Source organism: Aeromonas sp. 130281 (assembly GCF_056642115.1).
On sequence record NZ_JBWVQS010000006.1, the window covers coordinates 92,578 to 113,266 of the forward strand.

Genomic DNA, 20,689 nt, shown 5'->3' on the forward strand with positions numbered 1-20,689 from the left:
TCACAACCCTGGTTAAGTTTCTAATGCAGTTCGATGATAAATATGTATTTTTTGAGACCAAATGGGTCTGGAAATCACCTCTGGTATGCGGTTTCTTGCCTGGAGCCTAAGGTGTCAGGGGAGGGTGATATGGAATCTGGCGCCGCCGAGCGGTGACTCGTCCACCCGGATCTTGCCGCCATAGCTGTGCACGATTTCGGTCACCACCGCGAGCCCTATCCCCTGGCCGGGGGAGCTGTCCGCCCGCACGCCGCGCTGGAAGATCTGCTGCGACTTGCCGGGATCTATGCCGGGGCCGTCGTCTTCCACCACGATGAGCAGGCCGCTGCCCTGGCGGTTGACCCTAACCTGGATCTCGCTGATGGCGAACTTGCAGGCGTTGTCGAGCAGGTTGCCCATCAGCTCCATCAGGTCGCCCTGTTCACCGTGAAAGAAGACATCGTCATCAAACTGGAAGCCGGTTTGCAGCTTCTTGTGGCGGTAGACCTTGGTGAGGCTGGCCAGCAGCTTCTCGATGAGGGGCACCGGCTCGGTACCCTTGCTGGCAAGGCGTTTTCGCCCGGTGACGGCACGGCGCAGCTGGTACTGGATGATCTGATCCATGGTGGTGATCTGCTCACTGATGTTGTCATGGATATCGTGGCCGAGCTTGAGCTCCTGGGCGGTGATCTGGATGAGCGCCAGCCGTGTTTTCAGGCTGTGGGCCAGATCGTTCAGGGCGTGCTGGTAACGCTGGGTCTGCTGGCGCTCGTTTTCCAGCAGCTGGTTGACCGACTCGGTCAGCGGTGTCAGCTCCCGCTCGTAGTCGTTGGAGAGCGACTCCCGGGAGCCTGCGCGGATCTCGTCAATCTGCCGCGCCATGGTGCGCAGGGAGGAGAGACTCCAGAAACTGGTCAGCAGCAGCAGAGCCCCGAGCAGGCAATAGGAGAGCAGCGCCTGACGAATGCAGCGGTAGAGATACTCCCTGGTCTGGGCCTGGTAACGCTTGGCGGAATCGACCATGACCACGTAGTAGGTGGTGGGGCCGTCGCCGTGGTTGCGCAGGAAACGCAGGCTGTAGATGAAGTAGCTCTCGCCGTTCTTGATGGTGTGCAGCTTGAAGAAATAGTCCTGATCCAGGCCGCCCAGGTATTTCATCAGATCCCGGCAGATGGTCTCCTTGATGGTGATCACCTCCGGCATGTGCAGGCTGGACCAGCTCAGCTCACCGTCGGATCGGCAGATCAGGGTGTCGAGATTGGGGTCGATGGCATCCGGGGTGATGTTGCCGAGATCCGTGATGGCATGGGGATCGGGCTGCTTGGAGGAGAAGAGTTTGGAGAGATTCTCCTGCATGCGGATGCTGGCCTTCTGCGCCTGCTCCTCGGCGTGGCCAAGATAGAGGATATAGACGGAGAAGGTCATGATGAGCGCGATGACCAGCATGGCGCTCAGCATCAGCTTGAGGTGCAGCGAACGGCGGATCAGTTGCATTGGATGCAGCATGAGACGGGACATCAGCTGCAGGAGAGGTTGAAGATGTAACCCTGGCGACGGATGGTGGAGATGGGGGCAATGACCCCTTCCGGATCCAGTTTCTTGCGCAGTCGGCTCACCATCACCTCTATGGTGTTCGGATCTCCTTCGCCATCGCCATAGAGCTGATCAAGCAGCTGCTGCTTGGAAACCACCTGACGGGCGTTGCGCATCAGGTATTCCAGGATCAGATACTCGAAACTGGTGAGCACAGTGACCTCGCCGGCGACGGTGAGCTCCTTGCGGGAGAGATCCAGCTCGTAGTCACCCGCCTTCACCCTGGGGGAGATGAAACCGGCGCTGCGACGCACCAGGGCATTGAGGCGGGCGAGCAGCTCGTCTTTCTGGAAGGGCTTCACCAGATAGTCGTCGGCGCCGGCTTCCAGACCCTCCACCTTGTCTTGCCAGTTGCCCCGGGCCGTCAGGACTATGATGGGGAAGGGGATCTGCTGCTCGCGCAGCCGGCTGATGAGCTGCAGACCGTCCATGTCAGGCAGGCCCAGATCGATGATGCCCACATCGATGGGGTAGTCGGCCGCATAGTGCAGCGCCACCTGGGCACTGTCGGTGCTGTGGACTTGATTCTGGGCCTCGGTCAACAGCGTGGTAAGGTGATGATTGAGCAGCTTGTCGTCTTCGACCAGTAGGATTTTCATAAGATGCATGATGATAAGGGTCCAGGCTGTCAATTAGAGGGTGTCTAACGGGGAGAGTCAACGAGGATCCTACATAACCCCCCTGTATCGGGACTGAATCGTGCCTGCCTTTATTATCGGCGTCCCACTTCCCTCCGTGACCAGGCTGAACCATGGTCCCTCAATCAAGGCTATCGACAACCTGGGGCTCACCCAGCACTTCAGAACCAGGGGTTGCGACCGTTCCTATCGCACGGACCGGGGCTTGGCACATACTAGGCGCACTATTCAGGGGGCAGGGTGTCGGTCTAGCAATGTCATTCTGATGGTTATGTCATCACTGAATTAGGTCATAAGATTATGAATTATTTATATTTTACCGTCCTTGTCAGATGCCGGGTAGCTCCGTTTGTCTGGATGTGAACTTGTCTCTTGAAGAGCACTGAGTGAAAAATCCTATGGACGGTTTTTATTGAATCCTAGCCTGCATGGGGGTGGACTGTTGTTTTGACTGTTCATCCTTGGGTCAAACAAGATAGAATCTGGCCCAAAATCGGGTTTGGGGCTCTTAACTGCCCAAGATGTGAACAATGGGGCGCCAGGAACGCCTGGGTGAGCAAGGTGATGTGACGCCATTGTTAAACATCAGCCAAAACAAGAAGCTGGAGGATATGATGACCAACAGCGCACACAATCAGGTTAAAAGCAGCATGTTGGGAGCTGTAACTCAAGGGCGGTAGCGTAATTTATTGCGAGCAGGAAATATTTCTACCTACTGCCGCCTGGTGCTTGGTATGAGGTATGTGCCCAACTAATCAAGTGGACAGCCTCTCAAATTATGGAATTTAACGTTCACCCCATCACTACAATCATATTTTTGCTCCAGAAATAAGCTGGTGGCATACAGCAATATCTCCTTATAAAAATATTTACTTTTCATTTAGTTAGATTGAAATCAGGAACCTCTCAATGAAAATCCTTGTGACTGGCGGTGCCGGGTTCATCGGATCTGCCGTTGTTCGCCACATTATCCAACATACCCAAGACTCAGTGGTCAACCTCGACAAACTCACCTATGCAGGCAATCTGGAATCCTTGGCCTGTGTCGCAAAAAGTGAACGTTATGCCTTTGAACAGGTAGATATCTGCAACCGCGCCGAGCTGGATCGCGTCTTTGCCGCCCACCAACCCGATGCAGTGATGCACCTGGCGGCCGAGAGCCACGTCGATCGCTCCATCACCGGCCCTGCCGATTTCATCGAAACCAATATCGTCGGCACCTACATGCTGCTGGAAGCAGCTCGCGCCTACTGGAACGGTCTGGACGAGATGCGCAAGGAGGCCTTCCGCTTCCACCATATCTCCACTGACGAGGTATATGGCGACCTGCCCCATCCCGATGAAGTTGCTCCCGGTGAGGCATTGCCGCTCTTTACCGAAACGACTCCTTATGCCCCGAGCAGCCCCTACTCTGCGTCCAAGGCCTCCAGCGACCATCTGGTGCGCGCCTGGCGTCGTACCTACGGCTTGCCGACCGTGGTCACCAACTGCTCCAACAACTACGGTCCCTATCACTTCCCCGAGAAACTGATCCCGCTGGTGATCCTCAACGCCCTGGATGGCAAACCGCTGCCGGTATACGGCAAGGGTGACCAGATCCGTGACTGGCTCTATGTAGAAGATCACGCCCGCGCGCTTTATACAGTGGTCACCACAGGTGTCATCGGCGAGACCTACAACATCGGTGGTCACAACGAGAAGCAGAACTTGGAGGTAGTGCATACCATCTGCGATCTGCTTGATGAGATGGTGCCGAAAGCAGGATCTTATCGTGATCAAATCACCTACGTGGCCGACCGCCCCGGTCACGACCGTCGTTATGCCATTGACGCCAGCAAGATGAGCGCCGAGCTCGCCTGGCAACCGCAAGAAACCTTTGAATCCGGTATCCGCAAGACAGTGCAGTGGTATCTGGAAAACCAGCAGTGGGTCAACAACGTGAAGAGTGGATCCTATCAGTCCTGGATCGATCAGCAGTACGGGGAGAAGAAGTAATGAAAGGCATTATTCTGGCTGGTGGCTCAGGCTCTCGCCTTCACCCGATCACGCGCGGCATTTCCAAGCAACTGCTACCGATATATGACAAACCGATGATTTACTACCCCCTGTCGGTACTCATGTTGGCTGGCATCAAGGATATCTTGATCATCACGACGCCCGAGGATTTGGAAAGTTTCCAGCGTCTGCTTGGCAATGGTGAACAGTTCGGCATTAATCTGCAATACACGGTACAGCCGTCACCGGATGGACTGGCCCAAGCCTTTATTCTGGGTGAGGAGTTTATTGGCCAAGACAGTGTCTGCCTGGTGCTTGGCGATAATATCTTTTTTGGTCAGGCATTTGGCAAGCAGTTACAAAAGGCGATTGCCAATCAGGAAGGTGCCACCGTATTCGGTTACAAGGTGATGGATCCCGAGCGCTTTGGCGTGGTTGAATTTGATGAAGAGTTCCGTGCCAAATCCATCGAAGAAAAACCGGTAAAACCGAAATCGAACTGGGCTGTCACTGGGTTGTATTTCTATGACAACTCCGTCATCGAGATCGCCAAGAGCATCAAGCCTTCTGAGCGCGGTGAGCTTGAAATCACCAGTGTCAACCAGGCATATCTGGATCGTGGTCAACTGAAGGTAGAACAGCTGGGGCGTGGCTTCGCATGGCTTGATACCGGTACCCATGATTCTCTGATTGAAGCTTCCCAGTTCGTGCAAACCGTTGAAAAGCGTCAGGGATTCAAAATCGCATGTCTTGAAGAGATTGCGCTTAACAATGGCTGGTTGAACCGTGATCAAATAAAGACCATTGGTAGCAGCATGGCAAAAACCGGTTATGGCAAGTATTTGTTGAGTCTGATCAAATAAGAGATGTCGACATGAATGTAATCAAAACAAAAATTGCAGATCTGCTGATTATTGAACCGAAAGTATTTGGTGATGAGCGAGGTTTCTTTTATGAAACCTACCAAGAGGCGCGTTACAAGGCCGCTGGAATCACCGTGGATTTCGTCCAGGACAATCGCTCTCGCTCTACTCAAAATGTACTGCGCGGTCTGCATTTCCAGAAAACCAAGCCACAAGGAAAACTGGTCACTGTGACCCAGGGCCGTGTATTTGATGTTGCTGTCGATTTGAGACCAGACTCTCCTACTTTTGGTCAGCATGAATCTGTCTTGCTGACGGGAGAAAACAAGATCCAGTTCTACATTCCGCCTGGATTTGCCCATGGTTTCTGCGTACTGAGTGAAACGGCCGATTTCCAATACAAATGTACCGATTACTATGACCCTGCTGATGAAAGCGGGTTGTTGTGGAATGATCCCGCGCTGGGGATCGAGTGGCCGTTGACGGAGCCGCTGTTGTCACCGAAAGACAGTGTGCAGCCCACGCTGGCCCAGATCCGTGACAACCTGGTGAATGGGTGGTGAGCATGAAACGTTACACAGTGTTTGGTGGGCGTGGCTTTATCGGCAGCGAGATCGTCAGCATGCTGGAAGCTGCCGGTCAGGATGTCTGGGTGCCGCCGCGCGACGATGAAAGTGTATTTGACACCGATCTGGGGACAGTGATCTACAGTGCGGGGCAGGGCGACTGCAAGAATGCTCCGCTGGGTGTGTTTGACGCCAACTGTCGTTTGCTGGCCGATCTGCTGGCACGAGGCAAGTTTGAGCGTCTCCTCTATGTCTCTTCCACCCGTGTATACATGAACCAGGACTCGGCGGCAGAAGGAGATGATCTGAAGGTATGTTCCGATGATCAGCGCCGGCTGTTCAACCTCACCAAGCTGGTATCAGAAGAACTCTGTCTGAAAAGTGGCCGCGATATTACCATCGTCAGACCGAGCAATGTCTATGGCGTTGCCCTGCACAGTCCGCTTTTCTTGCCGGCGATCACCCGTAATGCCATCAATCACGGCAAGGTCGATATGTATATTGACCAGGATTATGCAAAAGATTACGTTTCGGTGACGGATGTTGCCCGCGCCTGTATAACTTTGGCCACTCATCCTGAGAGTGTGGGACAAATCATCAATATCGCCGCAGGATATAATATTACTGCACGACAAATAGCTGATGTATTACATAAGTTCACGGCATGTGAGATTATGTGGCATAAGATCCCTTTCCCAAATGAAAACTTCCCTCAGACAGCTATCAGTAAAATCATATCTCTTATCCCTGATTATCAACCAAGGAATGTACTCGAAGACATTGAGTTGATGATAGCGGAATTTAAAACTCATTTGGCTGCACACTGATGAGTGGATTTAATAGACTGCTGAAGAACTCAGTAGCAAATATAATTAATGGCTTTTCAAATGTAATATTGGGGATAGTTATATCCCCTTTCTTATTGCAACGTCTACCAATTGATAGCTTCTCGATATGGAATTTGAGTATTCAAGTTGGAGCATTCTTTGCTCTCATTGGTTTTGGATGTCAGTTGACGGTTGCGAGAAACATTACAATCGCGAGAGAAAAACAAGACTCTATAATGGAGCACCAGATAATAAAAAATGGTATTATTTTAAGCTCGCTTGGTATTTTAATTAGTTGTCTATTATTGGTTTTAATTTATAATAATTTTTATTCTTTATTTAGTGAAGTAGAGGGGATTGAAGCATCAGAGGATAAGGTAACTTTTTTTGTTGTAGCTATATCATTTGTTATTGGTCTAATATCGTCTGTATTTAGTGGGTTTTTTACTGGGATAGAGAGAAATGATATCCCAGCAATGATAAATCTATTGTCAAGAGTTATATTAGGTGTCTGCATTGTAATGTCGGCACAATATGGCATTAAAGTAATGTCATATGTATATCTAGTCATTAATATTTTATCTTACTTGACGATATATATATCATATTCTTTTTTCAGGAACACTCTAGTTAATCAACCATCAAAAGATGATTTTGAGTACAGGTTTGGAAATTTTTTTTCATATTTCATTGGTATAAGTGTCTTTAATTTAGCTTCCTTTATGTTGGTCGGTTTAAATGGGATCTTAGTAGGAAAATATGCTTTTAATGAGTTTGCATATTATTCATTGGGAATGAGCTTAGTAACCGCTGCTGTAGGATTTATTAATGCCGCGATGTCACCAATAATACAGCCGTTGGTGAAGCTCTCTAATAGAAGTGACTCTTCAAAAAATCTAAACAAATTATTATACAACCTTACTTTTATTGTTATGTGGTTATCTATCATCTCTATAATAATAGCATTTTATATCGGACCATACATTTTGAATTTATGGGTAGGAGATTCTATATCTATCCATGTAGAAAATATATTTATATCTTTGATGGCTGTTAATCTTGTTAGGTTAGTTGGTGCTCCACTGGGTCTATTATATATAGCTCAAGCTAAGCAGAATAAAATAATGCACTATCCGCTAATAGAAAGTGTCATTAGCGTTGTATTGACTATTTTGCTAATTAGTTCCTATGGAATGTATGCGGTACCTATAGGGCTGGCTATTTCAGTTTTCCTAATACTATTTATATATTCATTTAAATTGTTAAATATACTAGATGATCATAGTTATTTTATTAGATATAAATTTATTTTCTTAATATATCCACTGTCAACGTTCATTTTTATTATCGGTTTAGTCGAGGCGAAAAAAGAAAGCATGGATATTTTAATATATATGCTAAATTTCGTATCAGTTCTAGCTCTAATAATAGGTGGATATTTGGTGTTGAGAAAAGCAAAAAATATTAAAAAAATTCTCGAGGTGTGATTCATGATTGGACGATTGATCAACTTGATATATAAAATTAAATATAGATTTTTCCTAGATAAGAGAGTTGAGATATCACCTCATAATGTGTTCATCCATAATGCTGCGACATTTATAGTTACAGGTAATTCAGACTCTAATATAACAATAAATAAGAATGTGTATGTTGGTAGATTTTCAAATATACATACTGGCTCTCAAATTATAATCGGGGAGGGGACTGTTTTAAGTGACTATGTGTATTTAAGTACACTCTCACACGGATTAGATCCACAGTCAGGACCAATAATGCAACAAGAGTCTTATGATAAGGGTCCAATAATTCTAGGTGAAAATGTATTCGTTGGCTTTGGTTGTAAAATTATGCCTAATGTCACACTAGGAGACTGGTGTATTGTTGGTGCTGGTGCGGTTGTGACAAAATCGTTTCCTGGTTATGTAATGATTGCAGGAAATCCGGCTAAAATAATTAAAAAATATGATTCCCAATCTAATAAATGGGTGAGTTAAATATGTACTTTGACAAAATAATAAATGGCATGTTTTTGATATATAGTCAGCTAAAGTACAAGATTCTCATGCATAGTTTTGGCCACAAAAGTAGAATAATAAAGCCTATGCTAATTTCCAACCATAAGAATATTTCTGTAGGTGATAATGTTTTTATTAGAGATGGCGTTAGATTAGAAGTTGTTGACCCACAGAATGATATTGTAATAAAAATTGGAAATAACGTTAACATAGAACAATATGTTCATATCGTTGCTCGATGCAATATATCAATAGGTGATAATGTATCTATTACTGGCGGATGTTCTATTGTAGATGTTGTCCATCCATATAATGATGTGTTCGCAGCCAATAAAATAGGTGACAGAATAGAAGATGTATGTATGCCGGTGTTGATAGGTGACGGAAGTTTTATTGGCTTCGGTTCACATATAAATCCTGGTGTAACAATAGGTCGTAATTGCATTGTAGGAGCAAGATCTGTCGTCACTAAAAATGTAGATGACTACAGCGTAGTCGCTGGGAATCCTGCAAGAATAATCAAAAAGTATAATTTTGATAAGCATGTATGGGAGAAAGTATAGTGTATTCGTCAAAAATAGGTCTTGTTACGGTCCTTTATAATACACCTGAAGTGTTACCCGACTTTTTTAAAAGCCTTGCATGCCAGAATTATAAAAACTTTATTCTCTATGTAATTGATAACAGCTCGAAACCCGAATCACTTCGTCTGGCACGAGAGCTGGCCGCTCAGTATGGTATTGAAACTACCTTTATCGACAATCAGGGCAACAATGTCGGTGTAGCTGCCGGAAACAATCAGGGGGCACTTGCCGCAGGGCGTGATGGTTGTGACTATATCGTTTTCATTAATAATGATCTATTGTTTGAGCAAACGACTGTATTTTCAGAGCTGGTTCAGGCGGCAACAGACGATAATGTGAAGGTCTTGAGTCCACTTATTCTGAATTATCCAGCGGGCAACATTTGGTACGCAGGTGGGGAAATCGATGAGCTCAGGGCGGTTGCCCCACACTTTCTGATTGATGAGGTATATCAGCCTCAAACCATCAGACGTGCATGTTTCACTTATGCACCTACCTGCTTTCTCATGGTCTCTCGTGATGTATGGGAACGTGTCGGGCTTATGGATGAACGCTATTTTGCTTATTATGACGATACTGATTTTCTATATCGTATAGTACAATCAGGTGTTCTAGTTGAATTAATTCCTAATGCATTAGTCTACCACAAAGTGGGCAGTTCTACGGGAGGGGATATCTCACATTTTGGTATGTATCATCTCACTCGAAATCGTATCTATTTTATCAAGAAGAACATTAGAGGAATAAAGAAGGTTATCAGCCTCTCATATACGCTGATGACAAGGGTTGTTCGAATGTTGACAATAAAAAATCCCGAACTGCGCAGCGCTATTGGTAAAGGTATTCTTGACGGGTTGAAAATGTAATATGAAGGTCTCTAGTTTCCCAGTGCTATTACCATCTGGGTGGTTCATGATAATGGCATTGCCATCAATGCTGATGGTTTTTAAACTTGCCTCATCTTTCTCTATTGGAATTCTCTGTTCATCGGTCATATTTTTAATTGCACTGCTCATACTTTCACTACTGCGTAGGAATAATTCTCGTTTAGAATATAGCGTGAAAAACATTATTTTATTGATGTTTTTTTTGTTATTTATAATGTTGCATTTCTATATTTTAAATATGCTTCGATTTCATTTCAATCAAATTGACTTGAATCGTTTTATGTTGAGCTACATAACATTCAGCCTGATGCTGTGCTGTGCATTATCGATTGCTACATCACTAAAAATGGTGAGTGATGACTATTTTTACAAATCCTGCATGGTGATATCAATCGTTCTGTTCGGTAATGGATTGATATCTTTGAGTCAGATTGATTTTTTTGGCACCGGCTTAGCAAAACCTTCTTTCATCTATTTAGAGCCATCACACTTTGCACTAGTTGTAGCGCCGTTCGTCTCTTACTATTGCCTAACGACAACGAGAGTAAAGGGTATATTAATGCTGCTCTTTGTTGCGGGATGGGCTGCATATATTCAAAATATGACAATGATGTTGGCCGTCCTTATTGCATATTTACTCTCAACGAGAAATAATTTATTTTTGTCACTATGCGCATTATTACTTGTAGTGAGTACACTGGTCTTTTTTATTGATGCAGATAAACTTAGTTATTTTAGTGACCGCCTGTCGCTTTCTGGCAGTAGCGATAATCTTTCTGTCCTTGTGCTATATCAAGGATGGGATAACGCCATAAAGACACTCACCGGGTCCTGGTTAGGTGGTGGTTTTCAGCAATTTGGTATAACGACCTTAACCGGTGATGTTAGTGAGAAACTATATCAGTTGCTAGGCTTTGATATAAATCAATTTGATGGTGGCTCTACTGCACCTAAAATTGTTGGAGAATTCGGAATATTTGGTTTTATATTGTTAGTTGTTTACCTTGTTGCATTGATCTCATTGTGCAGGAAAGTTCGCACCAAAAGTATCGAAAGTAAGAAAGATCTCTTTGCTTCGACGGTAATAATAACCAGTGTGCTGGAATTTTTTGTTAGAGGGGTTGGCTATTTTAGTCCATCATTGTTTATGCTCGCGGTCAGTGTTTTCTATCTATTAGATAAAACAAGAAAAGAAAAAACATTCCAAAAGGAAAATCATATATTATGAAGTTGGTTATAGATGGAATTATTGAAAGCTTACAAAATAACGGTGGTTGCACGGTATATTTTAACCAGTTTCTTTCTTTTCTACAGCAAGAGAACAAGGTTTCTCTGGCGTATATGCGTTTCTTTCCTGTCATGGGGGAAAATATTTCTTTGCATGATTCGAATTGTACGTTAGTGAAACGAGACCAACGTCTCTTGGAAAGGTGGCGTGATGTAGACACATCTCAGTTTGGTGATGATATTATCTTCCACTCTACCCATTACAGGCTACCTACTCGCAACGTCAGGACAGTCACCACCGTACATGATTTTACTTATGAGTTGTATCGGAAAGGCCCTGCCCGTTGGATGCACTCTTGGCAGAAATTTAGGGCGATCAGAAACAGCGACCTGGTGATTTGTGTTTCTCAAAACACAGCTGATGACCTGATGCGTTTTTGTCCTATTGAGAGAGATAAAATTCGAGTTGTTTACAACGGAGTTTCTGAGTCTTACTTTCCGATAGAAGGAGCACAGAAAGACAGTAGCGTTATTTTTGTGGGAGCTCGCGGTTGGTATAAGAACTTTACGATTGCTGTTCGTACGCTGCACCTATTTCCCTATCTGAAGCTCAGTATTGTTGGAGGGGGGGCTCTGACACCTGAAGAAATTGCATTGTTGGAAGAGTGTATTCCTGGCAGGTACGAGTGGTTGGGACGTGTTCCTGATAGTGGATTAAATGAGCTCTACAACAAGGCTTATTGCCTATTTTATCCCTCAAGCTACGAAGGGTTCGGTATTCCGGTCGCCGAGGCCATGCGTTCGGGATGTCCTGTTGTCGCTGTACATACTTCATCAATCCCCGAGGTCGCTGGCGATGCTGCACTGCTAGTTAAGGAAGCTACTGTTGATGCATTCAGGGATGCCTTTACCCAACTTGAGTCCGACACACTTAGAAAAAAAATGATAGCAGATGGTCTGGTTCAGGCAAAAAAATTCTCTTGGGAAAAATGCTATCAAGATACCTTGTGCGTATATCAGGAGTTGATGGAGTAAAGTATGCGATTTTATATAGAGCACTATGGGTTTTTTGGGTGTGTCAGATTGGCAATAGAGGTTATTTTCACCAAGTTTAGATTTCGCAATGCAAAAGTGATAAGAACCCCATTTGAATGTCGTGGGAAGAAACATATCAATGTTGGTCTGGGGTTCACTACAGGAAGATATTGCAGGCTAGAAGCACATGGTTCAGAAGGAATGAACATCCTCATCGGCAATAATTGCCAGATTAATGATTCTGTCCATATTGCTGCTGCGGAAAGTGTTCTTATTGGTGATGATGTGCTGATTGCAAGTCGAGTTTTTATCACGGACCTCAATCATGGCAGCTATAGCGGGGTCGATCACTCTCATCCTGATTCAATCTGCAGGGAGCGGGCATTGCATACCAAGCCGGTTGTCATTGAGTCAAATGTTTGGCTTGGGGAAGGCGTGGTCGTATTACCTGGCGTCAACATTGGCAAGGCCTCCATCATTGGAGCGAACTCAGTGGTTTCCAGAGACATACCAGCTAACTCCATTGCAGTAGGCAATCCGGCAAGAGTGATTAAACAGTTTGATTTCCAACGTGGGCAATGGGTGGCTGTTGATGCGAAGTAATGCTGGTGCCGTGTTGATATGCCCGGATTTTTTTGATTATAAAAGTTTACTTACAGCCGAACTTGAACGCCGCTACGCGTCGGTACTCTCTTTTTCTGACCGGCCGCACTGTACCTCAGTAGAAAAGGCATTGATAAAGTTTAATATTTTTGGATATGCCCATATAGCTGCCAAAAAATATAGTGCTGAAATTTTCTATTCGATTGCTGACAAGCTTTCTGAAATCGCTGAAGTCATTATTGTCAAAGGGACTTGTGTATCTCCTTGTCTGATCGAGAAAATTAAAAAACTCAATCCAAAAACAAGAGTGATCTGTTACAGCTGGGATTCCATTTCAAATATAAAGACGTTTCCTTTATTGGCAGTCAAAGCTGATGCAGCATATACATTTGATATTGCTGATTGCATGAAGTATGGATACACTTATTTACCTCTGTTCTATTCTGATAAAAAATGCTACGGTTATTCTGTTGCCAAAAAATATAAATATAGTTTCATCGGCAGCTATCATGGTGATCGTGTAGCCGTTTTACAACGCATTTTATCCCATGAAAATGATGCCAGTGTATATGTGAAAATATTTTTTCAGAGTAAATTGCAATTTGCTTTTTACTACCTTCTTGATCCAGCCTTGCGCACTGCCCCTAAGGAGTGGCTCACATTCAAGCCACTGGCAAGGGCAACAATTACTGATGTGGCTGAACATAGTGAATATGTTATAGACATACATAATGCCAATCAAACCGGGCTCACCATGCGGACTTGGGAAACCTTGGGTGATAGACATCAATTGGTGACGACGAATGCGGCAGTACTTTGTCATGCAGACATGAAAGATGTCGTTGTCATTGACAGGAATACAGGAAAGCGATGGTCTGATTCACAGTGTGCTTGCTACCTGGATGAGATGTTGGATTCCACACTGAGTGGAGATGCGTTGTCCATATCTACATGGCTTGATAACTTGTTGATAAAAAGTGAAAATTAATATGGCTGTTATTCCCGTAATCATGGCTGGGGGCTCTGGCTCCAGGCTTTGGCCCATGTCTCGTGAGCATTTCCCAAAACAGTTTCTGAACTTGTATGGCAATAATTCGATGCTGCAAGAGACTGTAAACCGGCTTGCTAATATCGAATGTACCGCTCCCCTTATCCTGTGCAATGAAAAGCACCGTTTTATCGTGGCCGAGCAACTTCGCCAGCTCAATATTCTTGCCAATAACATTATTCTTGAGCCGGTAGGAAGAAATACAGCACCGGCAATAGCCCTAGCCGCGATACAAAGCCTGCAAGACGCCGGCGATGCTCATGACCCGATATTGTTGGTGCTGGCTGCTGACCACTTGATTCAAGATCAACAGGCATTCACCAATGCTATCAACAGTGCCATCCCATTCGCCGAATCGGGAAAGTTGGTGACATTTGGAATTGTCCCCAATTCACCAGAGACGGGATATGGTTATATTCATCGTGGCAGTGAGTTGCATGCTCCCCAGAAATGCTCAAAAGCATATAGTGTTAATCAGTTCGTAGAGAAACCAAATCTGGATATTGCCAAGACCTATTTGGCGAGCGGTGAATATTACTGGAACAGCGGCATGTTCATGTTTAGTGCTCGTCGTTACCTAGTTGAATTGAAGAACTCACGTCCTGACATATACGATGCATGCATGGCATCAATGGATGATGTCAGAAGTGATCTGGATTTCATTCGGATTAATCATGATGCGTTCAGTGAATGTCCCAGCGATTCAATTGATTATGCCATTATGGAAAAAACCTCGGATGCGATAGTTGTTCCAATGGATGCAGGTTGGAATGATGTGGGTTCATGGTCATCCTTGTGGGACATCTCAGAAAAAGACTCTTGTGGTAATGTTTGCCGTGGTGATGTTATTTTGACTGAAAGTCATAATAACTACGTTTCTGCCGAGTCTGTTCTAGTTTCAACCATAGGTGTAGATAACCTTGTCATCATTCAAACAAAGGACGCCATTCTTGTTTCAAGCAAAGATAAGGTACAAGATGTCAAATCGATTGTGGAAGAACTAAAGCGTCGTGGCCGGAAAGAATACAGAACTCACCGTGAGGTATACAGGCCTTGGGGACAATATGACTCCATTGATGATGGCAATGGTTATCAAGTCAAAAAGATATTGATCAGACCCGGAGAACGTTTATCAACACAGATGCATCATCATAGGGCGGAACACTGGATTGTGGTGTCAGGTACTGCCAAAGTGACTAATGCTGAGCGAGAGTTTCTGATTACTGAAAATGAGTCAACTTTTATCCCGATTGGTGCAATACATTCGCTTGAAAACCCGGGGAAGGTTGATTTGGAGTTGATTGAGATCCGCTCTGGTAGATATCTCGATGAGGATGACATTGTTCGTTTAAGTGATAAATATGGTCGGGTTGACGGAGGGAAGTATGATTAAGCAAGGCGATCTTGTGAGCAAGAATGTCATAAATCAAAGTGGCATTGAATTTGGTACCAGCGGCGCTAGAGGTCTTGTCACGGATTTTACTCCAGAAGCATGTTTTGCATTCACTTGCGCTTTTATTTCTGTCATGAAGTTTTCCTACAGCTTCAATCAAGTAGCGCTGGCCATTGATAATAGACCCAGCAGTTATGACATGGCGATGGCCTGTGCGACGGCATTGAAGGCTATGGGATTGGAGCCTGTCTATTACGGTGTCATACCAACGCCGGCACTGGCCTATAAAGCGATGAAAGATAGTATTCCCTGTATCATGGTGACAGGAAGCCATATTCCATTTGATCGAAATGGGCTAAAATTCTATCGCCCAGATGGCGAAATCTCCAAGAGTGATGAATTGGCTATTCTTTCGGCAGAGGAAACATTCTCGGTTGCAAGTGATCTGCTATGCTTGGAGCCAAGGACTGATGCCGCTGCTGCCTATATGGAGCGTTATACCTCGCTTTTTGATAATCCGCCTCTTGTTGGCATGAGACTCGGTATTTATGAGCACTCGAGTGCCGGTCGTGATATCTATGCCGTACTCTTTGAAAGATTAGGCGCTGAAGTCATCTCTCTGGAACGCACAGAGAATTTTGTGCCTATCGATACCGAGGCAGTTTCTGAAGCCGATCAAGACAAGGCCAAGAAATGGTCCCAGTTGTACAATCTCGATGCCATTTTTTCTACAGATGGTGATGGTGACCGACCTTTAGTTGCTGACGAATCAGGAAATTGGTTGAGAGGCGATATATTGGGTCTGCTGTGTGCCGCCAAATTAGGCATAGAAGCCGTTGCTATCCCTATTAGCTGTAATTCAGCCGTGAGCTCTTGTGGTAAATTTGAAAATGTCACATATACAAAGATTGGCTCGCCATACGTATTGGAGGCATTTCCAGCATTGAACCTCAAATATGGTTCTGTTGCTGGCTTTGAAGCCAATGGTGGATTCCTGCTTGGCAGTCAGGTGACGTTCAATGGTCAGACCTTGGCTCCTTTGCCAACCCGGGATGCAGTTTTGCCAGCATTGATATTGTTTGTTAGTGCTCAATCATCAAAAATATCAGCAATGGTTGGTGATCTTCCCCAAAGATTTACTTACTCGGATAGAATCAAGGATTTTCCTAGAGAGAAAAGTAAGAAAATAATTGAACTAGGCGTTTCCGACATGTCATTGTTAATGTTGGAGCTTCACTTCGATAAGGCTGAGATAATATTGGTTGATCAAACCGATGGGTTGAGAATTGTATTCTTAGGCGGCGATGTATTACACCTTCGACCTTCAGGCAATGCACCTGAACTCCGATGTTATGCTGAGTCTGAAAGCGTTGAGAGGGCGAAGGCCATCGTGAATCAGTGCCTTGGTTATTTGCAAAAATCGATTTAAAATAGTCTTCCAAAAATCAATTCGTACAAATTTTAATCGCATGGGGTAATACATTGAGTTATCAACGCCGTCACTCACGCTGGTATGAGCGTGCTTTATTAAGCCCCCCTTCCTTATTTTTCTTTGGAGCCTTGCTTGCGGTGTGTTTACCTGCCATCGAGCGCTGGGGATGGGGCTTTTGGGAGGGACTCGATGCGGTAAGAGTCAACACCTTAGTTGGTGCTTTTGTGGCGTTTCTGCTGACAGGGATAGTACTCCATCGTTTTCTGCGCTATCCGGGGGCCAGCCCGGTTGCCTACATGATCCCCACGGTGACAACCCTCTATGGGGCGCTTGTCGGAATCCTCTTCTTCCTGCGTCTGCCTTACAGCCGTCAGGTATTGTTTGAGTCATATGTAGTAGCGCTGCTCTGCTGCTGGCTGGTTTACTTCATTGGTCGCCGCTATCGGACTCCAAAGTATGCACTGCTGCCTTTTGGTGACTATCAGCCTCTGACCCATCATGATTGTGTACAGTGGCGTTTATTGGATAAACCTGATCTGGGTGCCGTTCGCTATGACGCCGTGGTGGCGGACCTGCGAGATGAAAAGCTGGCTGGTGAGTGGGAGCGTTTTCTCGCTCGCTGTGCTCTGGCCCATATTCCCGTCTACCACATCAAGCAGATCAGCGAGACCCTCACCGGCCGGGTGAAGATTGACCATCTGCACGAGAACCAGCTGGGCTCCCTCTTGCCGTCACCCGTCTATGCCTTCATTAAGCGGGGCATGGACATACTGGCTGCGGTGATCGCGATTCCTCTGTTCTTACCACTGATGTTGGTAACGGCTGTGCTGATAAAGCTGGAGAGCCCGGGTCCCGTGATGTTCTTGCAAAATCGTGTCGGCAAGGGGAATAAAGATTTTTGTATCTATAAGTTCCGCAGCATGTGCAAGGACTCGGAAAAGGCAGGAGCTCAGTTCGCCCAGGACGGTGACATGCGTGTCACCCGCGTGGGCAAGGTGATCCGCAAGCTGCGCATCGATGAGCTGCCGCAGTTCTTCAATGTCCTCAAGGGGGACATGAGCCTGATTGGGCCGAGGCCGGAACAGCGTACCTTTGTCGACCAGTTCGAGCGGGAGATCCCCTTTTATATGTATCGCCATATAGTGCGTCCAGGGATCAGTGGCTGGGCGCAGGTGGTGCACGGTTATGCTGCCGATGCCGATGATACGCGCATCAAGATTGAGCATGATTTTTACTACATCAAGCACTTCTCGCTCTGGCTCGATGTGCTCATCGTGTTCAAGACCATCCGCACTATCCTCACAGGTTTTGGCGCACGGTAATCCCTGATGAGGATCTTGCTGTTGGGGGCTCGTGGCCAGTTGGGACGAGCCCTTTTTTCTGCTCTTAACCATGACACCTTCCCTTGGGAAGTGGTGGCGCTGAGCAGAGGCGAGTGTGACATTGCTGATCCGCGCTCCCTGACGGATGCCCTGAACCGTCACCGCCCGGATGTCATCATCAATGGCGCCGCTTATACGGCGGTCGATCGTGCACAAGCTGAGCCTGAACTTGCAGAGAGTGTCAATCACGCAGCAGTGATGACCCTGGCCCAGGAAGCAAAGGCCCGGAGCGCCCTGCTGGTGCATTTTTCCACCGACTATGTATTTGATGGCTCCGGGGTAAGGCCCTGGAATGAGGCGGACAAGCCTTGTCCCCTTAATGTTTATGGTGCCAGCAAATATGCCGGTGATCAGGTAATACAAGCGCTATGTCCTGACCACCTGATCTTTCGCACCAGTTGGCTCTATGGCGGGGAAGGCCCGCATTTCGCTCGTACCATACTTTGCCGTGCTAGGGCGGGGATCCCCCTTCAGGTGGTAGATGATCAATGGGGGGCACCAACTCAGGTTCACTGGCTGGCAAGGGTAGCGGTGTTTGCGCTAACACAAGTGTTGAACGATCCGGGTAAGAGAGGTTTGTATCATCTGGCTTGCGGGGGGGAGACAAGCTGGTATGGCTTTGCCTCTGCGCTGGTGCGAGAAGCCTGTCGGTTGGGGCTGCTGACACATTCCGTTCCGATTAATCCCATTCCGTCGGCGAACTGGCCCCAGGCAGCCCGTCGGCCGCTCAACTCCAGGCTCGATTGCAGATTGTTCTCCACTGTTTTTGGCATCAGGCTGCCTTCCTGGCAGAAGCAGATGACTCTCTGGCTGGCCAGTCAAGATGCCGATCATGGGGCGGAGGATGTGTGCCCCTTTCCATGAGTTGCCCCTCTTAATTCCATGGAGTCCCATGATCCAGCGTAAAGGCATCATACTGGCCGGCTGTTTGGCCACTTGGTTCTATCCTGCGACCCTGGCTATCAGTAACCAATTGCTGCCCGTCTACGATAAACCCATGATCTATTACCCCCTGTCGACCCCCGATGCAGGCGGACCTTCTCGACATCTTGGTCATCAGCACTTCCCTGGATCTTTCTCGCTTCGAGCTGTTATTGGGAGATGGCAATCAGTGGGGCATGCACTTTCGCTATCCGCTGCAGAATAAGCAGCCCCGCTGCTTGTAGAGCCTTTCCTCGCCGGTAGTCCCTGCCTTGCCGGCTATATCTTTTATGGAGGGCTAGTTGCCTTATCAGCTTCAGTGGACCAGCGTCAGGATGGCCTGTTTGCCAACTATGTGCGGGATGCTGAGCGGTATTGTGCTTTGGTATTCGATGGACAAGGAATAGGGGCAGCCATAGTCGATAAGCCTTTCTGTCCGGTGAGCCTGTATGTGATGGCAGGCATCTATTTTTATGATGGCCTGGCTCGACGCTGGCAATTGCGTGGCCCCTCATGGACAATGTGCCATTAGTCTTGCCGGACAAAGACCGTCAGGCTCCTTTCTGGAAGTAACATCATCATCTTTAGAGCCCAGTATGAACAAAAAAGTATTCGATAACTCAGATAGTCAGCTGCCTCAGGGTTGGCAAGCCTCCTCTGGCGATGAGATTGATCTACGCGAGCTGATTCTGATGCTGTGGCGTCAGAAAATATTGATCCTGCTGACAGCAATCATATTTGCCTTTGCAGGCATTGCCTACGCCCTGCTGGCCCCCCAGGTCTGGGTCAGTCAGGCCGAGATCAAACAGCCGACCCTCAAGGAGGTGGAATCGCTCGAGCTCAACATCAACCAGCTGATCAACGCCCAGATACCGGTGACAGCTTTTACCTCCTTCGATAAGAAGGCGCTCTACGATGATTTTGTAAACAGCTTCAACAGCTTCAATAACAAGCGCCAGTTCCTGATGGATAAAGGTTATCTGGACGCCGAGGCGGCGCAGTCCGGGGCAACGGATGCGCAAGACAAGCGGCGTTTGCTCAAGAAGATGACTGAAGGGATCAGTGCCAAGGCCCCGGACAAACTGCGCGAAGATGTCACCCTCTCCTTCGCCGCAGGCACGGCGACCGAGGCCAAGGAGCGTCTGGCGCAATACATCGCTTTCATACAGATGCAGGAGTCGGCGGCCAAGGGCAAGGAGCTCAATACCATCTGGCAGAACCGGATCAAGACGCTGCAGACCCAGTATGAGAGTGCCAAGGCCGATACCCTCAAACAGCTGCAAGACGATATTCTGCGTACCGAGTACGGTCTTCGCATCGCCCAGGTGGCCGGATTGGAGGCGCCGGTGCAGAACCTGCAAGATCAGGGTAGCCTGCCCATCGATCTGGGGGCTCGCGCCCTGGCGGAGAAGCTCAAGATCCTCAAGGAGATCAAGAACCCCGAGTTCATGAACCCAGGGATTGGCGATCTGCGTCTGCAACTGAGCAGCCTGCAGGCCATCAAGCTCGAGGAGCTGCCCTTCCAGTCTTTCGCCTATCTGGCTTCGCCGAGTGAACCCCTGAGCCGTGACAAACCCAAGCGTCCCTTGGTCGTGGTCTTGGCTACCCTGCTCGGCGGCATGCTGGGCGTCGGCATAGTGCTGGTCCGTCATGCGTTTCGCAGGCCAGAGCCGGCATGATGGCAAGGAAGTGAACAGG

Annotated in this window: 19 protein-coding genes and 1 pseudogene; 18 read left to right on the plus strand and 2 right to left on the minus strand. The window is 47.0% G+C overall.

What is annotated here, in order from left to right; genetic code table 11:
• Positions 1-114 precede the first annotated feature (114 nt).
• The gene (locus AC1IN8_RS15985; RefSeq protein WP_412095033.1) at positions 115-1,485 is read right to left on the minus strand and encodes an ATP-binding protein; all 1,371 of its coding nucleotides are present in this window, start codon (positions 1,483-1,485) and stop codon (positions 115-117) included.
• An 11-nt stretch (positions 1,486-1,496) separates the two neighbouring features.
• Positions 1,497-2,171 (minus strand): response regulator, encoded by a 675-nt coding sequence (locus AC1IN8_RS15990; protein WP_025327574.1) that lies wholly within the window; start codon positions 2,169-2,171, stop codon positions 1,497-1,499.
• A 948-nt stretch (positions 2,172-3,119) separates the two neighbouring features.
• Between AC1IN8_RS15990 and rfbB the strand changes: the two genes are divergently transcribed.
• From rfbB to AC1IN8_RS16080, 18 genes and pseudogenes are all read left to right on the plus strand, one after another.
• Positions 3,120-4,205, plus strand: coding sequence for a dTDP-glucose 4,6-dehydratase (rfbB, locus tag AC1IN8_RS15995; RefSeq protein WP_479759609.1), 1,086 nt, complete (start codon positions 3,120-3,122; stop codon positions 4,203-4,205).
• The gene (rfbA, locus tag AC1IN8_RS16000; RefSeq protein WP_479759611.1) at positions 4,205-5,068 is read left to right on the plus strand and encodes a glucose-1-phosphate thymidylyltransferase RfbA; all 864 of its coding nucleotides are present in this window, start codon (positions 4,205-4,207) and stop codon (positions 5,066-5,068) included. Before rfbB ends, rfbA begins: the two co-directional genes overlap by 1 nt.
• An 11-nt stretch (positions 5,069-5,079) precedes the next feature.
• Complete coding sequence (gene rfbC, locus AC1IN8_RS16005; protein WP_479759613.1) at positions 5,080-5,631, plus strand: dTDP-4-dehydrorhamnose 3,5-epimerase; 552 nt, start codon at positions 5,080-5,082, stop codon at positions 5,629-5,631.
• Between the two features lie 2 nt (positions 5,632-5,633).
• The gene (locus AC1IN8_RS16010) at positions 5,634-6,461 is read left to right on the plus strand and encodes an NAD-dependent epimerase/dehydratase family protein (RefSeq protein ID WP_479759615.1); all 828 of its coding nucleotides are present in this window, start codon (positions 5,634-5,636) and stop codon (positions 6,459-6,461) included.
• Positions 6,461-7,948: a lipopolysaccharide biosynthesis protein gene (locus AC1IN8_RS16015; RefSeq protein WP_479759617.1), complete on the plus strand. Its 1,488-nt coding sequence runs from the start codon at positions 6,461-6,463 to the stop codon at positions 7,946-7,948. The genes AC1IN8_RS16010 and AC1IN8_RS16015 overlap by 1 nt, the downstream gene beginning before the upstream one ends.
• A 3-nt stretch (positions 7,949-7,951) precedes the next feature.
• Complete coding sequence (locus AC1IN8_RS16020) at positions 7,952-8,458, plus strand: acyltransferase (RefSeq protein WP_479759619.1); 507 nt, start codon at positions 7,952-7,954, stop codon at positions 8,456-8,458.
• 395 nt (positions 8,459-8,853) lie between these two features.
• Positions 8,854-9,003 (plus strand): annotated as a pseudogene (locus AC1IN8_RS16025) (DapH/DapD/GlmU-related protein); the annotation flags it as partial.
• Positions 9,004-9,026: 23 nt separating this feature from the next.
• Complete coding sequence (locus AC1IN8_RS16030) at positions 9,027-9,929, plus strand: glycosyltransferase family 2 protein (protein WP_479759621.1); 903 nt, start codon at positions 9,027-9,029, stop codon at positions 9,927-9,929.
• 301 nt (positions 9,930-10,230) lie between these two features.
• Positions 10,231-11,178: a hypothetical protein gene (locus tag AC1IN8_RS16035; protein ID WP_479759623.1), complete on the plus strand. Its 948-nt coding sequence runs from the start codon at positions 10,231-10,233 to the stop codon at positions 11,176-11,178.
• Positions 11,175-12,212 carry a glycosyltransferase family 4 protein gene (locus AC1IN8_RS16040; protein WP_479759625.1) on the plus strand — a complete coding sequence of 346 codons (1,038 nt, stop codon included), beginning with the start codon at positions 11,175-11,177 and terminating at the stop codon, positions 12,210-12,212. Before AC1IN8_RS16035 ends, AC1IN8_RS16040 begins: the two co-directional genes overlap by 4 nt.
• A 3-nt stretch (positions 12,213-12,215) precedes the next feature.
• Positions 12,216-12,815 (plus strand): LbetaH domain-containing protein, encoded by a 600-nt coding sequence (locus tag AC1IN8_RS16045; protein WP_479759627.1) that lies wholly within the window; start codon positions 12,216-12,218, stop codon positions 12,813-12,815.
• The gene (locus tag AC1IN8_RS16050; RefSeq protein WP_479759629.1) at positions 12,772-13,803 is read left to right on the plus strand and encodes a WaaS/CpsH family glycosyltransferase; all 1,032 of its coding nucleotides are present in this window, start codon (positions 12,772-12,774) and stop codon (positions 13,801-13,803) included. The genes AC1IN8_RS16045 and AC1IN8_RS16050 overlap by 44 nt, the downstream gene beginning before the upstream one ends.
• 1 nt (position 13,804) lies before the next feature.
• The gene (locus tag AC1IN8_RS16055; protein WP_479759630.1) at positions 13,805-15,256 is read left to right on the plus strand and encodes a mannose-1-phosphate guanylyltransferase/mannose-6-phosphate isomerase; all 1,452 of its coding nucleotides are present in this window, start codon (positions 13,805-13,807) and stop codon (positions 15,254-15,256) included.
• The gene (locus AC1IN8_RS16060) at positions 15,249-16,685 is read left to right on the plus strand and encodes a phosphomannomutase (protein ID WP_479759632.1); all 1,437 of its coding nucleotides are present in this window, start codon (positions 15,249-15,251) and stop codon (positions 16,683-16,685) included. Before AC1IN8_RS16055 ends, AC1IN8_RS16060 begins: the two co-directional genes overlap by 8 nt.
• A gap of 53 nt (positions 16,686-16,738) precedes the next feature.
• Positions 16,739-18,010 carry a sugar transferase gene (locus AC1IN8_RS16065; protein WP_479759634.1) on the plus strand — a complete coding sequence of 424 codons (1,272 nt, stop codon included), beginning with the start codon at positions 16,739-16,741 and terminating at the stop codon, positions 18,008-18,010.
• Between the two features lie 6 nt (positions 18,011-18,016).
• Positions 18,017-18,934, plus strand: a complete 918-nt coding sequence (gene rfbD, locus AC1IN8_RS16070) for a dTDP-4-dehydrorhamnose reductase (RefSeq protein ID WP_479759636.1) — start codon at positions 18,017-18,019, stop codon at positions 18,932-18,934.
• Positions 18,935-18,962: 28 nt separating this feature from the next.
• Positions 18,963-19,217, plus strand: a complete 255-nt coding sequence (locus tag AC1IN8_RS16075) for a sugar phosphate nucleotidyltransferase (RefSeq protein ID WP_479759637.1) — start codon at positions 18,963-18,965, stop codon at positions 19,215-19,217.
• Between the two features lie 370 nt (positions 19,218-19,587).
• On the plus strand, positions 19,588-20,670 hold the full coding sequence (locus AC1IN8_RS16080; protein WP_479759639.1) for an LPS O-antigen chain length determinant protein WzzB: 1,083 nt from the start codon (positions 19,588-19,590) through the stop codon (positions 20,668-20,670).
• Positions 20,671-20,689 lie beyond the last annotated feature (19 nt).